Annotated in this window: 12 protein-coding genes, 2 tRNA genes and 3 rRNA genes; 6 read left to right on the forward strand and 11 right to left on the reverse strand. The window is 57.0% G+C overall.

Annotation, left to right across the window (positions count from 1 at the left end; genetic code table 11):
• Positions 1 to 133: 133 nt before the first annotated feature.
• On the forward strand, positions 134 to 1,093 hold the full coding sequence (locus IF189_RS19360; RefSeq protein ID WP_134827599.1) for a LysR family transcriptional regulator: 960 nt from the start codon (positions 134 to 136) through the stop codon (positions 1,091 to 1,093).
• Positions 1,094 to 1,105: 12 nt separating this feature from the next.
• On the opposite strand, the gene mrdA is transcribed toward IF189_RS19360, so the two are convergent.
• The 7 genes from mrdA to IF189_RS19395 form a co-directional block, all read right to left on the reverse strand.
• Positions 1,106 to 2,998 (reverse strand): penicillin-binding protein 2, encoded by a 1,893-nt coding sequence (gene mrdA, locus IF189_RS19365; RefSeq protein ID WP_119427025.1) that lies wholly within the window; start codon positions 2,996 to 2,998, stop codon positions 1,106 to 1,108.
• A 213-nt stretch (positions 2,999 to 3,211) separates the two neighbouring features.
• Positions 3,212 to 3,327, reverse strand: a 5S ribosomal RNA gene (gene rrf / locus IF189_RS19370).
• A gap of 150 nt (positions 3,328 to 3,477) precedes the next feature.
• Positions 3,478 to 6,368: ribosomal RNA gene (locus IF189_RS19375) — 23S ribosomal RNA — on the reverse strand.
• A 245-nt stretch (positions 6,369 to 6,613) separates the two neighbouring features.
• Positions 6,614 to 6,689, reverse strand: a tRNA-Ala gene (locus IF189_RS19380).
• A 30-nt stretch (positions 6,690 to 6,719) separates the two neighbouring features.
• Positions 6,720 to 6,796: transfer RNA gene (locus tag IF189_RS19385), tRNA-Ile, on the reverse strand.
• Between the two features lie 81 nt (positions 6,797 to 6,877).
• Positions 6,878 to 8,414: ribosomal RNA gene (locus IF189_RS19390) — 16S ribosomal RNA — on the reverse strand.
• Together the 16S, 23S and 5S rRNA genes with 2 tRNA genes alongside form the textbook arrangement of a ribosomal RNA operon.
• 293 nt (positions 8,415 to 8,707) lie before the next feature.
• Positions 8,708 to 9,046 (reverse strand): hypothetical protein, encoded by a 339-nt coding sequence (locus tag IF189_RS19395; RefSeq protein WP_192552107.1) that lies wholly within the window; start codon positions 9,044 to 9,046, stop codon positions 8,708 to 8,710.
• A 42-nt stretch (positions 9,047 to 9,088) separates the two neighbouring features.
• On the opposite strand from IF189_RS19395, the gene rhtA reads away from it, so the two are divergent.
• Complete coding sequence (gene rhtA, locus IF189_RS19400) at positions 9,089 to 9,976, forward strand: threonine/homoserine exporter RhtA (protein ID WP_085710677.1); 888 nt, start codon at positions 9,089 to 9,091, stop codon at positions 9,974 to 9,976.
• A gap of 168 nt (positions 9,977 to 10,144) precedes the next feature.
• Entirely contained in the window at positions 10,145 to 10,426 is a 282-nt protein-coding gene (locus IF189_RS19405) for a hypothetical protein (RefSeq protein ID WP_096821152.1), read from the forward strand.
• 10 nt (positions 10,427 to 10,436) lie between these two features.
• Here the strand turns inward: IF189_RS19405 and IF189_RS19410 are convergent, their stop codons facing one another.
• A complete protein-coding gene (locus tag IF189_RS19410; RefSeq protein ID WP_134827605.1) occupies positions 10,437 to 11,006 on the reverse strand; it encodes a TetR/AcrR family transcriptional regulator in 570 nt (189 codons plus the stop codon).
• Between the two features lie 92 nt (positions 11,007 to 11,098).
• On the opposite strand from IF189_RS19410, the gene IF189_RS19415 reads away from it, so the two are divergent.
• Positions 11,099 to 11,827, forward strand: coding sequence for an SDR family oxidoreductase (locus IF189_RS19415; RefSeq protein WP_134827606.1), 729 nt, complete (start codon positions 11,099 to 11,101; stop codon positions 11,825 to 11,827).
• A 33-nt stretch (positions 11,828 to 11,860) separates the two neighbouring features.
• Entirely contained in the window at positions 11,861 to 12,451 is a 591-nt protein-coding gene (locus IF189_RS19420) for a 2-hydroxychromene-2-carboxylate isomerase (RefSeq protein WP_134827607.1), read from the forward strand.
• Here the strand turns inward: IF189_RS19420 and IF189_RS19425 are convergent.
• Complete coding sequence (locus IF189_RS19425; protein WP_192552108.1) at positions 12,448 to 13,446, reverse strand: zinc-dependent alcohol dehydrogenase family protein; 999 nt, start codon at positions 13,444 to 13,446, stop codon at positions 12,448 to 12,450. The genes IF189_RS19420 and IF189_RS19425 overlap by 4 nt on opposite strands.
• Before the next feature lie 112 nt (positions 13,447 to 13,558).
• Between IF189_RS19425 and IF189_RS19430 the strand changes: the two genes are divergently transcribed.
• The gene (locus tag IF189_RS19430; RefSeq protein WP_134827609.1) at positions 13,559 to 14,467 is read left to right on the forward strand and encodes a LysR family transcriptional regulator; all 909 of its coding nucleotides are present in this window, start codon (positions 13,559 to 13,561) and stop codon (positions 14,465 to 14,467) included.
• Here IF189_RS19430 and IF189_RS19435 read toward each other — a convergent pair.
• Together IF189_RS19435 and IF189_RS19440 are read right to left on the reverse strand one after the other, a co-directional pair.
• Positions 14,460 to 16,268 carry an aminopeptidase P family protein gene (locus IF189_RS19435; protein ID WP_192552110.1) on the reverse strand — a complete coding sequence of 603 codons (1,809 nt, stop codon included), beginning with the start codon at positions 16,266 to 16,268 and terminating at the stop codon, positions 14,460 to 14,462. The genes IF189_RS19430 and IF189_RS19435 overlap by 8 nt on opposite strands.
• A gap of 57 nt (positions 16,269 to 16,325) precedes the next feature.
• Positions 16,326 to 17,492 (reverse strand): aminotransferase class V-fold PLP-dependent enzyme, encoded by a 1,167-nt coding sequence (locus IF189_RS19440; protein ID WP_134827611.1) that lies wholly within the window; start codon positions 17,490 to 17,492, stop codon positions 16,326 to 16,328.
• Positions 17,493 to 17,614: the final 122 nt, after the last annotated feature.

Genomic DNA, 17,614 nt, shown 5'->3' on the forward strand with positions numbered 1-17,614 from the left:
GTGTATTTATAGTTTTGGGCAGGTGTCGAGGCGGCTGACGGTCGCGCTCTGTGGCGCTTGTGGGCTTTATCGCTTCCGTGAAAGGATTAGTCAATTTTCAAAAACTTATCTTTACTATTAGCGTGGCTACTGCATGAGTTCTTCCTTGAATCCTTGGGTCGGCCGACGTTTTCTCAACGACCGGCTCGACTGGAACCTGCTGCGCACGTATCTGGTGATCGGTCAGGAAGGCAGCATGAGTCGCGCCGCCGCGCGATTGCACATCACTCAGTCGGCGGTCAGCCAGGCGTTGAAACGTCTCGAGGAACAACTGGATTGTGTGTTGATTGCGCGCAGCGGACGGCGCTTTGATCTGACGGAAACCGGGGAGGAAGTTCTGCGGATTGCGGCGGATATCTACGGCGACATTTCCCGTTTGGGCACCGTCGTCGAGAACCGCCATGACGATGTTGTCGGCAAGATCCGCATCCTCACCGTCAGCGGTGTACAAGCGCGGCATTACGATGAGTTTCTTGCGGATTTCCACGAAACTCACCCGAAAATCGAGCTGGAAGTCGAAGTGATGGGCAGCTCGAACATCATCAGTTCACTGCTGCAGAAGACCGCGACGGTCGGTGTCGGACTGTGTCGCCTGCCTCAGCCAAGGCTAGAGCAACGGGTGCTGTTTCGTGAGCGCTATGCGTACTTTTGCGGGCAGCGGCATCGACTGTTCGGGCAGCAGAATCTGACGCTGGAGCAATTGGCGGCGGAGAACTTTGTCAGCTTCACCAGCGATCAGCTTGGCGGTAATCTTTCGCCGTTGACGCTGTTTCGTGACCAGCAGGGCTTTACCGGCAAGATTGTCGCCTCTTCTACGAGTTTCGAAGAAATTTACCGTTTGATCTGTGCAGGATTCGGCATTGGCTGTCTGCCGACTCACCTGGTCCGCCGGGATGTCGAACAGGGCTTGCTGTGGCGATTACCGCCAGAGGACGGGGTGGTGGATTTCGATATCCAGCTGCTGTGGAATCGCGAACAGAAGATGACTCAGGCGGAAACGGTGTTCCTCGACAGCTTCCAGCACATGCTCAGCCTGCGTGAGCCTGTGCTGTGAAGCTGATGAGGTTTACACGTGAGGATCGCCCGGCGCCTTGGTCGGCGCCGCGTATTGCGGCTTGAGGTGACCGTCCTGGTCGAGTAGCCAGGCGTCCATGATCTGCCGCACCACGGGACCTGCGACTCGGCCACCGGCCTCGCCGTTTTCGATCATCACCGAGATGGCGATCTTCGGATGTTCGGCCGGGGCAAACCCGACGAACAAGGCGTTGTCACGATGGCGCTCGAGGGTTTTCTCGCGGTTGTAGCGCTCACCCTGCTTGATCGCCACCACCTGCGCCGTACCACTCTTGCCAGCGATGCGGTATTGCGCACCGGCGGCAGCGGCGCGGGCGATACCTCGAGCGTCGTGCATTACCATCTGCATGCCGTGGTTGACCTGATCCCAGTCACGCGGATCCTTGAGCAGGATGTTCGGCATCGGGTGTTCGTCCACAGGCGGCACACCGTCGACGGTCTTGGCCAGGTGCGGACGGTTCCAGACACCCTTGTTGGCGATCAACGCAGTGGCCTGAGCCAGTTGCAGCGGCGTGACCTGCATGTAGCCCTGGCCGATGCCGAGAATAACTGTCTCACCGGGGAACCAGGCTTGCCGTCGGGTGGCGCGCTTCCAGGCCTGGGAAGGCATCAGGCCGGGAGACTCTTCGAACATGTCCAGGGAGACTTTCTCGCCGAGGCCGAACATCGCCATGTAATCGTGCAGGCGATCGATACCCAGCTTGTGCGCCAGGTCGTAGAAGTAGGTGTCGTTGGAGCGCATGATCGCCGCGTCCATGTCCACCCAGCCGTCGCCGCTGTGGTTCCAGTTACGGTACTTGTGATCGAAGTCCGGCAGTTGGTAGTAGCCAGGGTCGAAGACGCGGGTCTGAGGCGTGACCACGCCGGCGTCGAGCCCGGCAATTGCCACCTCGGGCTTGATCGTCGAACCGGGTGCGTACAGACCACGCAGTACGCGGTTGAACAGCGGTCGATCGATGGAGTCACGCAGCGCCGAGTATTCCTTGGAGCTGATACCGGTCACGAACAGATTCGGGTCGAAGCTGGGGTTGCTGACCATGGCCAGCACTTCGCCAGTCGAAGGGTCCAGTGCAACGACCGAGCCACGACGGTCGCCCAGGGCGGCTTCGGCGGCTTCCTGAAGCTTGACGTCGAGACTCAGGACGATGTTTTTGCCGGGCACTGGGTCGGTGTGCTTGAGGACACGCAGTACGCGGCCCTGAGCGTTGGTTTCCACTTCCTCGTAACCGACATGGCCGTGCAGTTGTGCTTCGTAGAAACGCTCTACGCCCGTCTTGCCGATGGATTGCGTGCCGCGGTACTCGACGGAGTCGAGGGTCTTGGATTCTTTTTCGTTGATGCGACCGACATAGCCGATCGAGTGGGCGAAGTGCGCGCCGAGCGGGTAGTGACGAACGAACTGCGGTTCGACATCGAGCCCCGGCAAGCGGAACTCGTTGACTGCCAGCACGGCAATCTGTTCTTCGGTCAATTCATAGAACAGGGTCACCGGTGTAAACGGGTGACGCGACTGTTTCATGGCCTTGTCGAAGACCGTACGATCTTCCGCGGGCAGGTGCAGGAGACTGATGACTTCGTCCAGCTCCTGATTGACATCAGTGGCACGTTCGCGGGTGATGATCAGGTTGTAACTGGGACGGTTGTCGGCCAGCAGCACGCCGTTGCGGTCGTAGATCAGCCCGCGTGTTGGCGGGATTGGCAGGACATGGACACGGTTGTTTTCGGAGATGGTCGAGTGGTAGTCGAACTCGACCACTTGCAGGATGTACAGGCGCACTACCAGCGCACAGCTTATCGCGAAGACGAACAAGGCACAGGCAACCAGCCGTTTGTTGACCAGGCGCGTCTCTTTTTCGTGATCCTTGATGGGGATTGGTTCAGGCATTTCTGCAGCAACTCTTTGACAAAAATGAGCGCCGATCCGTGGGCGAGACATCAGTCCGTTAAAAACGAGCTGCACCATACCAAAAACCGGGCGGTCATTTCAGAAGGATTTCCCCAGTGGTTGCGATCACGACGCCTGGCCAACTCTTCCAGCATTTTCTCGCGGACAAAACAAAACCCCAACTGCTTTCGCAATTGGGGTTTCGGAATTTAATCTTGACGATGACCTACTCTCACATGGGGAAACCCCACACTACCATCGGCGATGCATCGTTTCACTTCTGAGTTCGGGATGGGATCAGGTGGTTCCAACGCTCTATGGTCGTCAAGAAATTCGGGTACTGACTCGTGACCGGTTGGCCTCGCTTCAGCAAATTGGGTATGGATAGGTTTCGGTGTTTTGTGAGCGTCGAACTTTCGGTTCATTGCGTCTTCACACACCGCAATCTGGCCTTTCGACTCAAATTGCTTGGGTGTTATATGGTCAAGCCTCACGGGCAATTAGTATTGGTTAGCTCAACGCCTCACAGCGCTTACACACCCAACCTATCAACGTCGTAGTCTTCGACGGCCCTTCAGGGAACTCAAGGTTCCAGTGAGATCTCATCTTGAGGCAAGTTTCCCGCTTAGATGCTTTCAGCGGTTATCTTTTCCGAACATAGCTACCCGGCAATGCCACTGGCGTGACAACCGGAACACCAGAGGTTCGTCCACTCCGGTCCTCTCGTACTAGGAGCAGCCCCTCTCAAATCTCAAACGTCCACGGCAGATAGGGACCGAACTGTCTCACGACGTTCTAAACCCAGCTCGCGTACCACTTTAAATGGCGAACAGCCATACCCTTGGGACCGGCTTCAGCCCCAGGATGTGATGAGCCGACATCGAGGTGCCAAACACCGCCGTCGATATGAACTCTTGGGCGGTATCAGCCTGTTATCCCCGGAGTACCTTTTATCCGTTGAGCGATGGCCCTTCCATACAGAACCACCGGATCACTAAGACCTACTTTCGTACCTGCTCGACGTGTCTGTCTCGCAGTCAAGCGCGCTTTTGCCTTTATACTCTACGACCGATTTCCGACCGGTCTGAGCGCACCTTCGTACTCCTCCGTTACTCTTTAGGAGGAGACCGCCCCAGTCAAACTACCCACCATACACTGTCCTCGATCCGGATAACGGACCTGAGTTAGAACCTCAAAGTTGCCAGGGTGGTATTTCAAGGATGGCTCCACGCGAACTGGCGTCCACGCTTCAAAGCCTCCCACCTATCCTACACAAGCAAATTCAAAGTCCAGTGCAAAGCTATAGTAAAGGTTCACGGGGTCTTTCCGTCTAGCCGCGGATACACTGCATCTTCACAGCGATTTCAATTTCACTGAGTCTCGGGTGGAGACAGCGCCGCCATCGTTACGCCATTCGTGCAGGTCGGAACTTACCCGACAAGGAATTTCGCTACCTTAGGACCGTTATAGTTACGGCCGCCGTTTACCGGGGCTTCGATCAAGAGCTTCGCGTTAGCTAACCCCATCAATTAACCTTCCGGCACCGGGCAGGCGTCACACCCTATACGTCCACTTTCGTGTTTGCAGAGTGCTGTGTTTTTAATAAACAGTCGCAGCGGCCTGGTATCTTCGACCGGCATGGGCTTACGGAGCAAGTCCTTCACCCTCACCGGCGCACCTTCTCCCGAAGTTACGGTGCCATTTTGCCTAGTTCCTTCACCCGAGTTCTCTCAAGCGCCTTGGTATTCTCTACCCAACCACCTGTGTCGGTTTGGGGTACGGTTCCTGGTTATCTGAAGCTTAGAAGCTTTTCTTGGAAGCATGGCATCAACCACTTCGTCGCCTAAAGGCAACTCGTCATCAGCTCTCGGCCTTAAGATCCCGGATTTACCTAAGATCTCAGCCTACCACCTTAAACTTGGACAACCAACGCCAAGCTGGCCTAGCCTTCTCCGTCCCTCCATCGCAATAACCAGAAGTACAGGAATATTAACCTGTTTTCCATCGACTACGCTTTTCAGCCTCGCCTTAGGGACCGACTAACCCTGCGTCGATTAACGTTGCGCAGGAAACCTTGGTCTTTCGGCGTGGGTGTTTTTCACACCCATTGTCGTTACTCATGTCAGCATTCGCACTTCTGATACCTCCAGCAAGCTTCTCAACTCACCTTCACAGGCTTACAGAACGCTCCTCTACCGCATCACTTACGTGATACCCGTAGCTTCGGTGTATGGTTTGAGCCCCGTTACATCTTCCGCGCAGGCCGACTCGACTAGTGAGCTATTACGCTTTCTTTAAAGGGTGGCTGCTTCTAAGCCAACCTCCTAGCTGTCTAAGCCTTCCCACATCGTTTCCCACTTAACCATAACTTTGGGACCTTAGCTGACGGTCTGGGTTGTTTCCCTTTTCACGACGGACGTTAGCACCCGCCGTGTGTCTCCCATGCTCGGCACTTGTAGGTATTCGGAGTTTGCATCGGTTTGGTAAGTCGGGATGACCCCCTAGCCGAAACAGTGCTCTACCCCCTACAGTGATACATGAGGCGCTACCTAAATAGCTTTCGAGGAGAACCAGCTATCTCCGAGCTTGATTAGCCTTTCACTCCGATCCACAGGTCATCCGCTAACTTTTCAACGGTAGTCGGTTCGGTCCTCCAGTCAGTGTTACCTAACCTTCAACCTGCCCATGGATAGATCGCCCGGTTTCGGGTCTATTCCCAGCGACTAGACGCCCTATTAAGACTCGCTTTCGCTACGCCTCCCCTATTCGGTTAAGCTCGCCACTGAAAATAAGTCGCTGACCCATTATACAAAAGGTACGCAGTCACAGAACAAAGTCTGCTCCCACTGCTTGTACGCATACGGTTTCAGGATCTATTTCACTCCCCTCTCCGGGGTTCTTTTCGCCTTTCCCTCACGGTACTAGTTCACTATCGGTCAGTCAGTAGTATTTAGCCTTGGAGGATGGTCCCCCCATATTCAGACAAAGTTTCTCGTGCTCCGTCCTACTCGATTTCATGACCAAGAGATTTTCGCGTACAGGGCTATCACCCACTATGGCCGCACTTTCCAGAGCGTTCCGCTAATCTCAAAGCCACTTAAGGGCTAGTCCCCGTTCGCTCGCCACTACTAAGGGAATCTCGGTTGATTTCTTTTCCTCAGGGTACTTAGATGTTTCAGTTCCCCTGGTTCGCCTCTTGCACCTATGTATTCAGTGCAAGATAACCATCTTGTGATGGCTGGGTTCCCCCATTCAGACATCTCCGGATCAAAGTCTGTTTGCCGACTCCCCGAAGCTTTTCGCAGGCTACCACGTCTTTCATCGCCTCTGACTGCCAAGGCATCCACCGTATGCGCTTCTTCACTTGACCATATAACCCCAAGCAATCTGGTTATACTGTGAAGACGACATTCGCCGAAAATTCGAATTTCTCAACTAAGAGAACTCACAAATTTTACCTTAGCCTGATCCGTTACCAGTGAAAGTAACGTTCAGTCTATCTTTCTATCACATACCCAAATTTTTAAAGAACGAACTAGTCAAAGACTAGAAATCAACATTCACCATCAGCACGATGGAATGCTCATTTCTAAGCTCTTACTTCAGAAGCAGTAGTGGTGGAGCCAAGCGGGATCGAACCGCTGACCTCCTGCGTGCAAGGCAGGCGCTCTCCCAGCTGAGCTATGGCCCCGTATTTCTACAGGCGTTTCCCACACAAAATTGGTGGGTCTGGGCAGATTCGAACTGCCGACCTCACCCTTATCAGGGGTGCGCTCTAACCAACTGAGCTACAGACCCAATTTCGGGCTGCTTCTTTCGTCTTCTTCAATGAATCAAGCAATTCGTGTGGGAACTTATGGAGCAGCTGATGTCGTCGATTAAGGAGGTGATCCAGCCGCAGGTTCCCCTACGGCTACCTTGTTACGACTTCACCCCAGTCATGAATCACACCGTGGTAACCGTCCTCCCGAAGGTTAGACTAGCTACTTCTGGTGCAACCCACTCCCATGGTGTGACGGGCGGTGTGTACAAGGCCCGGGAACGTATTCACCGCGACATTCTGATTCGCGATTACTAGCGATTCCGACTTCACGCAGTCGAGTTGCAGACTGCGATCCGGACTACGATCGGTTTTATGGGATTAGCTCCACCTCGCGGCTTGGCAACCCTTTGTACCGACCATTGTAGCACGTGTGTAGCCCAGGCCGTAAGGGCCATGATGACTTGACGTCATCCCCACCTTCCTCCGGTTTGTCACCGGCAGTCTCCTTAGAGTGCCCACCATAACGTGCTGGTAACTAAGGACAAGGGTTGCGCTCGTTACGGGACTTAACCCAACATCTCACGACACGAGCTGACGACAGCCATGCAGCACCTGTCTCAATGTTCCCGAAGGCACCAATCCATCTCTGGAAAGTTCATTGGATGTCAAGGCCTGGTAAGGTTCTTCGCGTTGCTTCGAATTAAACCACATGCTCCACCGCTTGTGCGGGCCCCCGTCAATTCATTTGAGTTTTAACCTTGCGGCCGTACTCCCCAGGCGGTCAACTTAATGCGTTAGCTGCGCCACTAAGAGCTCAAGGCTCCCAACGGCTAGTTGACATCGTTTACGGCGTGGACTACCAGGGTATCTAATCCTGTTTGCTCCCCACGCTTTCGCACCTCAGTGTCAGTATCAGTCCAGGTGGTCGCCTTCGCCACTGGTGTTCCTTCCTATATCTACGCATTTCACCGCTACACAGGAAATTCCACCACCCTCTACCATACTCTAGCTCGCCAGTTTTGGATGCAGTTCCCAGGTTGAGCCCGGGGATTTCACATCCAACTTAACGAACCACCTACGCGCGCTTTACGCCCAGTAATTCCGATTAACGCTTGCACCCTCTGTATTACCGCGGCTGCTGGCACAGAGTTAGCCGGTGCTTATTCTGTCGGTAACGTCAAAATTGCAGAGTATTAATCTACAACCCTTCCTCCCAACTTAAAGTGCTTTACAATCCGAAGACCTTCTTCACACACGCGGCATGGCTGGATCAGGCTTTCGCCCATTGTCCAATATTCCCCACTGCTGCCTCCCGTAGGAGTCTGGACCGTGTCTCAGTTCCAGTGTGACTGATCATCCTCTCAGACCAGTTACGGATCGTCGCCTTGGTGAGCCATTACCTCACCAACTAGCTAATCCGACCTAGGCTCATCTGATAGCGCAAGGCCCGAAGGTCCCCTGCTTTCTCCCGTAGGACGTATGCGGTATTAGCGTTCCTTTCGAAACGTTGTCCCCCACTACCAGGCAGATTCCTAGGCATTACTCACCCGTCCGCCGCTGAATCCAGGAGCAAGCTCCCTTCATCCGCTCGACTTGCATGTGTTAGGCCTGCCGCCAGCGTTCAATCTGAGCCATGATCAAACTCTTCAGTTCAAACATCTTTGGGTTTTTAAGAAACCCTAAACTTGGCTCAGCAATCGTTGGTTACATCTTTGATTTCTCGCGGAGTAACTTGTGATGCTGATAATCTTGTTGACTATCAGTCTGACTCCACAAGCACCCACACGAATTGCTTGATTCAGTTGTTAAAGAGCGGTTGGTTAAGATCTTTCGTCTCAACCGAGGCGCGCATTCTACAGCAGCCTCATTTACTGTCAAGTGATTATTTTCAGAAGTTTTCGAAGATTTCTTCAACAACTTCAACCACTTGCGCTTCCGATCTCTCGTTAGCGGGAGGCGAATTCTACAGCGTTACACGCTGCTGTCAACACCTCTTTTTCTCCGCTTTCGATCGAGAAGACCGAACCGTCAAAAGAGCCAAACATCACCACTCTTTCAACTCCTTCCAGGCTTCGATGATCTGAAGCAAGTCGCTGTCGAAAACTGCGTAACTCATTGAATCTCAAGGAGTTTTCCGTTTCGACTGCGCCGGAAGTGGGGCGAATTATAGGCCTCCAGAATCTGCCGTCAACCCCTAATTTGATTTTTCTATCAGTCGAATCAAAAAGCCCGCTTATATATAGACGCAACACCAGCGAATGCGCAGTATATTGCCCATCACTCATTTAGTGCCCTCTACTGCCTTTACTATCGGACGATGCCGCGCAATGAACGACCAACCCCGCAGTCTTGTATCCATCCTGTTTCCGGTTGGCCTGATATTGATCGCCATGGCATCGATCCAGTCAGGCGCGTCTCTGGCCAAAAGCATGTTCCCCATCGTGGGCGCCCAAGGCACAACGACGCTACGCCTGATGTTCGCTAGTGTGATCATGCTGCTATTGCTGAGACCCTGGAGGGCAAAGCTGACGGCCAGATCGCTACGAACCGTGATCGTGTACGGGATGGCGCTGGGCGGCATGAACTTCCTCTTCTATATGTCCTTGCGTACCGTCCCGCTCGGCATTGCGGTTGCGCTGGAGTTCACCGGGCCGCTGGCCGTCGCCATCTACGCGTCCCGTCGTGCAATCGACTTCCTCTGGATTGCCCTTGCCGCCGTCGGATTGCTGCTATTGATACCAACAGGTGCAGCGACAGCGGGTCTCGACCTTACCGGTGTGGCCTATGCGCTGGGCGCTGGTGTTTGCTGGGCACTTTACATTCTCTTCGGTCAGAAGGCCGGCGCTGATAACGGCGTGACGACGGCGGCACTGGGCGTGATGATCGCGGCACTGTTCGTCGCCCCCATCGGCATCGTCCACGCCGGCGCCGCATTGCTGACGCCGTCATTGATCCCGATAGCCATTGGTGTCGCAATACTTTCCACCGCCCTGCCCTACACCCTGGAAATGGTCGCCCTCACCCGTATGCCCGCTCGTACTTTCGGTACGCTGATGAGTATCGAACCTGCATTTGGTGCGCTATCGGGGCTTCTGTTCCTGCAGGAATATCTCTCCTTGTCACAATGGATGGCCATCCTGTGCATTATTCTGGCTTCCGTCGGCGCAACGATGACCATGGGCAGCCACGCCAAGCCCGTGATTGCGGCGGATTGAAAGCGGTTGTAACGAAGGTCTGGCATTTGCCGCTCATTTAGGCCATGTTTAGCTTCGCAACTCAGCGCCAGATATGGACTTTTTCGGATAGGGACATCGGAACGCGTCAAGCGAGAGCGAATGCAGGCAGACCCGAGCGCCAGACTCGAGGCCGCCATAAGGACGGTAATGAAACGAATTTTGATACTGATCGCCGTACTTGCCATTTCGGGATGCGCGGCGACCTCCAAGGCTCAGGTAAAGCACGGCAAAAAAGGGCTGCACATCAACTGTTCAGGGCTTTCCTCCTCCTGGGACAAGTGCTACACCAGTGCCGCCAACTCCTGCGCGCCGAAGGGTTACAAAGTCATCGCAAAATCCGGGGATGCGGTGGAGGAGCCGGGTGATTATCCCTTCGGCCTCAACCCCGCCGGCTATACCAGCCGAAGCATGATCGTCATCTGCAAATAAATCACCGCCGCTATTGCGCTCGCTGAACGGCGAGCTGGCGGCCAATTTCTTCGTGACTGGACTCCAGCACTCGCTGCTGAATCTGCGGGGATGCCAACATCCGCGCCACCACCAATGCCCCGACACATTGCGACAGAATCGCCCAGGCCAGGCTGTCGCTCTCCAGAATCTGCGCCCAACTTTCCTGAAGTCGACAAATCCACAGTTCCGCCTGTTCCCGCACGACGACATCCGAGCGCGCAATCTCGGCGCCCAGTGCCGGTAACGCGCAACCCAGCTCAGGTTGCTCGACATGAGCCATGCTCAAATACAGCTTCAGGCACCGTTCCAACCGTTCGCGATCCTGTTCACCCCGCCCCCCCAGCCGATCCAGGCTCTGGCACAACTCGCGCTCGACGATAGCCGCGAACAACGCATCCTTGGATGAGAAATGGCTGTAGAAAGCTGCGCCACTGAGGCCGATCGCCTTCATCAGTCCGTCGACGCCCATGGTTGAAAACCCGGCTTTTTTTGCAGACAGCGAGCTGCTTTGCAGTAGCTTTTCTTTGGTTTCAAGCTTGTGACCGGCGGAGTACCGCATGTATTTGCCCTCGCAATGGACTGCCTTGACGCTGGGCAAATCCTAGCATAACGTTCGTTCACTTAACGATCGTTTACTAAAGGGATCCACCCATGAATAACAAGAAGGTCGTATTGGTTGTCGGTGCAGGTGACGCCACGGGCAGTGCCATTGCCAAGCGGTTCGCCAAGGAAGGTTTCATCGCTTGCGTCACACGTCGCAGTGCCGACAAATTGCAGCCATTGGTGGAAGCCATCCAGGCAGACGGCGGCGAAGCCCATGGTTTTGCCTGCGATGCGCGCAAGGAAGAGGACGTTATTGCGCTGATCGAAGATATCGAAACCCGTCTCGGGCCGATCGAAGCGTTCGTTTTCAACATCGGCGCCAACGTGCCTTGCAGCATTCTCGAAGAAACCGCACGCAAGTACTTCAAGATCTGGGAAATGGCCTGCTTCTCAGGGTTTCTCAATGCCCGGGAAGTCGCCAAGCGCATGGTCACCCGCGGGCGCGGTACCATTCTGTTCACCGGTGCTACTGCCGGACTACGTGGCGCCTCCGGTTTTGCCGCATTCGCCGGCGCCAAGCATGGCATCCGCGCACTGGCGCAGAGCATGGCCCGGGAACTCGGCCCGATGAACATTCACGTTGCCCACATCGTGGTCGACGGCGCCATCGACACCGATTTCATCCGCAGCAATTTCCCCGACAAGTACGCCACCAAGGATCAGGACGGTATTCTCAACCCAGAGCACATCGCCGAGAACTATTGGTACTTGCACAGCCAGCCAAGGGACGCCTGGACTTTCGAACTGGATCTGCGCCCTTGGAACGAACGCTGGTAACCCCTCCCAATAACAACAATGAGTGCAGCGATCATGAGCAAAACCGTGGAGTTCTACTTCGACCTCGGCAGCCCCGCCACCTATCTGGCATACACCCAGCTGCCAGGAATCTGCGCCAAGACCGGCAGCCAGCTGATTTATATTCCGATGTTGCTGGGCGGCGTGTTCAAAGCCACCGGCAATGCGTCACCGGCGATGATCCCGGCCAAGGGCCGCTACATGTTTCAGGACCTGGACCGCTACGCCAAGCGCTACGGCGTCCCCCTGAAATTCAACCCGCACTTTCCGATCAATACCCTGATGCTGATGCGGGCGGTGACCGGCATTCAATTGCGCCACCCGGAGCGCTTCCAGGCGTTCATCGACTGCCTGTTCAAAGCGTTGTGGGTTGAGGGTCGCAGCCTCGATGAACCGGCAACGGTTGCAGCGGTGCTGACCGAACACGGCTTCAATCCTGAGCAGGTACTGGCACTGACCAATGATGAAGCGGTCAAGACTGCCCTCAAGGACAACACCGAGACAGCCGTGAAGCGTGGCGTCTTCGGTGCGCCGAGCATGTTCATCGACAACCAGTTGTTCTTCGGTCAGGACCGGCTCGACTTCGTCGAAGAAGCCTTGCGCTAGATCTCTACCACCAGACGTCCCCGGGCTGCTTTTGACGAAAGCAGCTCATGGGCCTCGCCGGCTGATTCAAGCGTGAACCGACGCGCATCGAGCAGCGGCTTCACTTCTCCGGCTTCAATCAACAAGGCAGCCTGGCGCAGGATCTCGCCATGATGCTCGCCACCCTTTCCAGTCAGCAGCGGCAACAAGGTAAACACACCAGAGTAGGTCGCCCCCCGGAATGACAGCGGCGCCAGACTATGCTGCCCCCAGCCCAGGCAACTCAGGACATGCCCGTGGTAGATGCGCGCAGCCTTGAAGGACGCATCCAGCGTTTCACCGCCGACCGTGTCATAAACGATATCGAACCCCTCCCCCGCCGTGTACTCGCGGACATAGTCGTCAACCGACATCTCTCGGTAATCAATGAACGTTGCGCCATAACCTTCAATAATCCCGCGCTGCCCTGCGGACCCCGTCGCAAAAACCTCGGCACCGAATGCGTGGGCAATTTGCACCGCCACATGCCCGACGCCACCCGCCCCACCGTGAATCAGCACCTTTTGCCCGGCACCCACTCGTGCCCGATCAACCAGTCCTTCCCAGGCAGTAATCAACACCAGCGGCAAACCAGCGGCCTCGCGCATGCTCAGATTTACCGGTTTACGCGCAAGAAGCCGCGCATCGACCACCGCAAATTCGGCCAGCGAACCCTGCACGCCGCCAATGCCGGTCGCCAACGCATAAACCTCATCGCCCGGCGCCCAGGCCTGCACGCCCTCACCCACAACTTCGATCACACCCGCCAGATCCAGTCCCAGCACTGCCGGCAACGGCTGTCGGGCATGGGCGGCCTGCCCGGTACGAATTTTCAGATCCAGCGGATTCACACCACTGGCTTTGATCCGCACCAATACCTGCCCGGCACCCGCCACGGGGCGTTCAAGTGAAACCAAGCGTAGCGGCCCATTGGCGGTGTCCACTATCAGGGCATTCATGTGCAGTGAGTCAGTCATTTCGGTCATTCCTGTGGGAGAAAGTGAAGCCATGTTCTCCCAACCGACTCATGCCGATAAGAAGCCAAAAGACTATAGTGATCATGCCAAACCGGCATGAATGAGGCGCTCCGTGGACAAGCTCAACGCAATGGCAATCTTCGTCCGGGTGGTCGAGCGCGGTAGTTTTTCCGCCGTGGCCCGGGAGCTGCAAACCACCCAACCCACCATCAGCAAAGTTCTGCGCGCCCTTGAAACCCAACTGGGCGGCAAGCTGATTGCCCGCAGTACGCGCAAGCTGTCGCTGACCGATGAAGGTCAGCGGTACTACAACGAATGCCGGAATATTCTTGCAGCGGTGGATGCTGCCGAACACAGTTTCCAGTCCGGCCGCGAAACAGTCGCCGGGGCGTTACGCATCGGCTCATCGGTCAGCTTCGGCCGCCTGCAGATCGCTCCAAGACTGCCCGATTTTCTCAAGCTATACCCACAGATTCAGATCGACCTGCACCTGAACGACCAGAATCTGGATCTGGTCAGCGAAGGCCTGGATGTCAGCCTGCGCATCGGCGAGTTGAATGACAGCAGCATGATCGCCCGACGAATCGGCACCACCCACCGCGTCACCGTTGCAGCACCTGTCTATCTGCAACGCCATGAACATCCGCAATCGCCGCAGGATCTGGCGCAGCACAACTGCCTGCAATTCAACCTGCTCGAATCGCAAAACCTGTGGACTTACGAGAAGGACGGCCAGCGCCACGAGGTGCGCATCAAAGGCAACGCCCAGAGCAACAACTCCGAAGCGATCCGCGAAATGGTACTGGGGGGATTGGGGATTGCGCTGTCACCGGTCTGGCTGTTCAGCGAGGACTTGAAGGCCGGTCGAGTGATCGCCCTGTTGCAGGACTACCAGACCCGATCACTGCCGATACACGCCGTGTCCCCGGCGAACCGTCGCCAGTCCGCCAGGGTCAACGCGTTTGTCGAGTACATGACCCGGGCGCTGGCAGCAGCGCCCGAGCTTCAACCCATCAAATAGCGGCAGTACGCGTGTTCAACCACGCCAGTGCCTCACCGCTGAGCAATGGGCTCAAACGCTCGCGCACCTCGGCGTGATAGGCGTTGAACCATTGCTTCTCTTCCTGCGTGAGCAAGGACGGTTCCAGACAACGGGTGTCGATCGGGCAAAGGGTCAGGGTTTCGAACTTGAGGAATTCGCCGAACTCGCTGCTTCCGGCAACTACGTTCATTGCCAGGTTCTCGATCCGCACACCCCAGCGGCCCGGACGGTAAGTGCCCGGTTCGATGGAGGTGATCATCCCCGGTTGCATGGCGGTTTGCGGCGCCGGCGCAGCCTGATAGGCGATCACCTGCGGACCTTCGTGCACGTTGAGGAAATAACCTACGCCGTGACCGGTGCCATGGCCGTAATCCACGTTCTCGGCCCAGATCGGCGCACGGGCAATCGCATCCAGCAGCGGCGACAGAATGCCTTTCGGGAAGTGCGCGCGGGACAGCGCGATCACGCCCTTCAACACGCGGGTGCAGTCACGTTTCTGTTCTTCGCTGGGCGTGCCGACCGCCACCATGCGCGTGATGTCGGTGGTACCGCCCAGGTATTGGCCGCCGGAATCGATCAGCAGCAAGCCGTCACCCTCGATCACCGCGTGCTCTTCCGGGGTGGCGTGGTAATGCGGCATCGCGCCGTTGGCGTTGTACGCAGCAATGGTGTTGAAACTCAGCGATACATAATCCGGGCGACGCTCACGGGCCGCCGTGAGTTTCTCGTCGATGGTCAGCTCGGTAATGCGCTCGCGGCCCCAGGCCGATTCCAGCCAGGTGAAGAACTCGCACAGCGCCGCGCCGTCCTGCTCCATCGCCTGACGAATGTGCTCGGCATCCGCCGGGCTTTTTTGTGATTTGGCCAATGTGGTCGGATTCAGGCCTTCGACCAGTTTCACGCCGCTGTCGAGGTTGCCCAGCAGGCCGCTGGTCACCCGCGCCGGATCCACCAGCAGGCTCGCGCCGTTCGGGATCGCAGCCAGGGCCTCGGCAACTTCGCTGTAGTCGCGCAAAGTCACACCGTCCTTTTCCAGCACGGCGCGCAGATCAGCGTCGACCTTGCTCAACGCCACAAACAGCGTGGCCTGTTGCTGACCGATCAGGGCGAAGGAAACAAAAACCGGGTTGAACGACACATCGCCGCCGCGCAGGTTGAACAGCCAGGCGATATCGTCGAGGGTGGCGATGAAGTGCCAGTCCGCGCCGCGTTCCTGCAGGGATTCACGCAGCTGGGCGAGTTTCTCGCCACGGCTGACGGTCGCCTGCGGCGGCAAGTGTTGATAGATCGGCGCGTTCGGCAGGCCCGGACGGTCGCTCCAGACTTCGTTCAACAGGTCGAGGTCGGTACGCAGGCTGGCGCCCCGCGCTTCAAGCTTGCTGCCCAGGGTCCGCGCCGAGGCCACGGCCATTACCGCGCCGTCGACGGCGACCACGCCACCTTCCGGTGTCTGCTCGGCCAGCCAGTCCAGCGGGCTCGGTTGACCCGGTTGCAGTTTCACCAGTTCGATGCCGCTGCCCTTGAGCTCCTTGGTCGCCTGTTCCCAGTAACGACTGTCAGCCCAGACCCCGGCGAAATCGGTGGTGACAATCAACGTGCCGACCGAACCATGGAAACCCGACAACCATTGCCGCCCCTGCCAGTAACCCGGCAGGTACTCCGACAGGTGCGGGTCGGCGGACGGCACCAGCAGTGCGTGAATGCCTTCGCGACGCATCAGTTCGCGGGTGTGCGCCAGGCGCTGGGGAACCGTTCCTTCGGTCAAAGTCTGGGTACTCATCGTGTCTCCTGCCAATCACTTCATCGTTATTGTTCGGTGCCGTTCGAAGCCGGCTCGTTAAAGCCCTGTCGCCCAGAATGCCGGAGCACTGGCGCAGGCGGTCTTGATCAGATCTACAGCTTTGTCGATGTCCTCGGCGGTGGTGAAACGACCGAGGCTCAGGCGAATGGTGCGGCCGGCCAGATGGGCATCGTGCCCCAATGCCAGCAAAACGTGGGACGGTGTGTTGCTGGCGGAGTTGCAGGCCGAAGTCGCAGAAAACGCGATCGAATGGCTCAGCGCCGCCGGGTTGAACTCGCCTTCGCTGAAGGTCAGGCTCAGGGTGTGCGGGATACGCTGACTGGCGCTGCCGTTGAGGCGTACGCCGGGCAGGCTCAACAGTTGTTCGAGCAAACGCTCGCGCAACGCGACGATGGTTTTCTTCTCGTCATCGAAAGCTTCGGCGGCCAAGGCAAACGCCGAGCCCATCGCGGCGATCTGATGCGTCGCCAGCGTGCCGGAACGCAATCCGCCCTCGTGGCCACCACCGTGAATCTGCGCCTGCAAACGCTGTTGCGCACGCGGGCCGACGTACAGCGCACCGATGCCTTTGGGGCCGTAGAGTTTGTGTGCCGAAAACGACATGAGATCCACCGGCCATTGCGCCAGATCGATCGCGACCTTGCCGGCGCCTTGCGCCGCGTCGACGTGGAACAAGGCCCCGCGTCCACGCACCACTTCGCCGATGGCCGGGATGTCGTTGACGGTGCCGAGTTCGTTGTTGACCAGCATCAGCGACACCAGAAAGGTGTCATCGCGCATCGCTTCGCTGACCGCTTGCGGGGTGATCAGGCCCTCGGCGTCCGGCACTAGATAAGTGACAGCGACACCGGCGTCCTGCAATTGCCGGGCGGTATCGAGGATGGCCTTGTGTTCGATCTGACTGGTGATGATGTGGCCGCCGGACACGCCGCGTGCCTGGGCGACGCCTTTGAGGGCGAGGTTGTTGGATTCGGTGGCGCCGGAGGTCCAGACGATCTGTTGCGCCTGGGCGCCGACCAGTTCGGCGACTTGCCGGCGAGCGTTCTCGACCGTTTGCCGGGCCTGCTGGCCGAAGGCGTGGGAACTGGAGGCCGGGTTGCCGAAGTTACCGTTGAAACCCAGACACTCGATCATCACCTGGATGACTCGCTCGTCCACCGGAGTGGTGGCGGCGTAATCGAAATACAGCGGACGTGTGTTCATAAAAAGACTCGCAGAGCGTGTTCCGGGATCAGGAAGCTCGTGTCTACAAACGGCACGACGCAGCCTTGTGAGCTGCGTCCGGGTTCGAGAGCGTCATCAATACCTGATCGGATGCCGTTAAA

This window comes from Pseudomonas sp. IzPS59, from assembly GCF_014863505.1.
GTDB lineage: Bacteria > Pseudomonadota > Gammaproteobacteria > Pseudomonadales > Pseudomonadaceae > Aquipseudomonas > Aquipseudomonas kribbensis.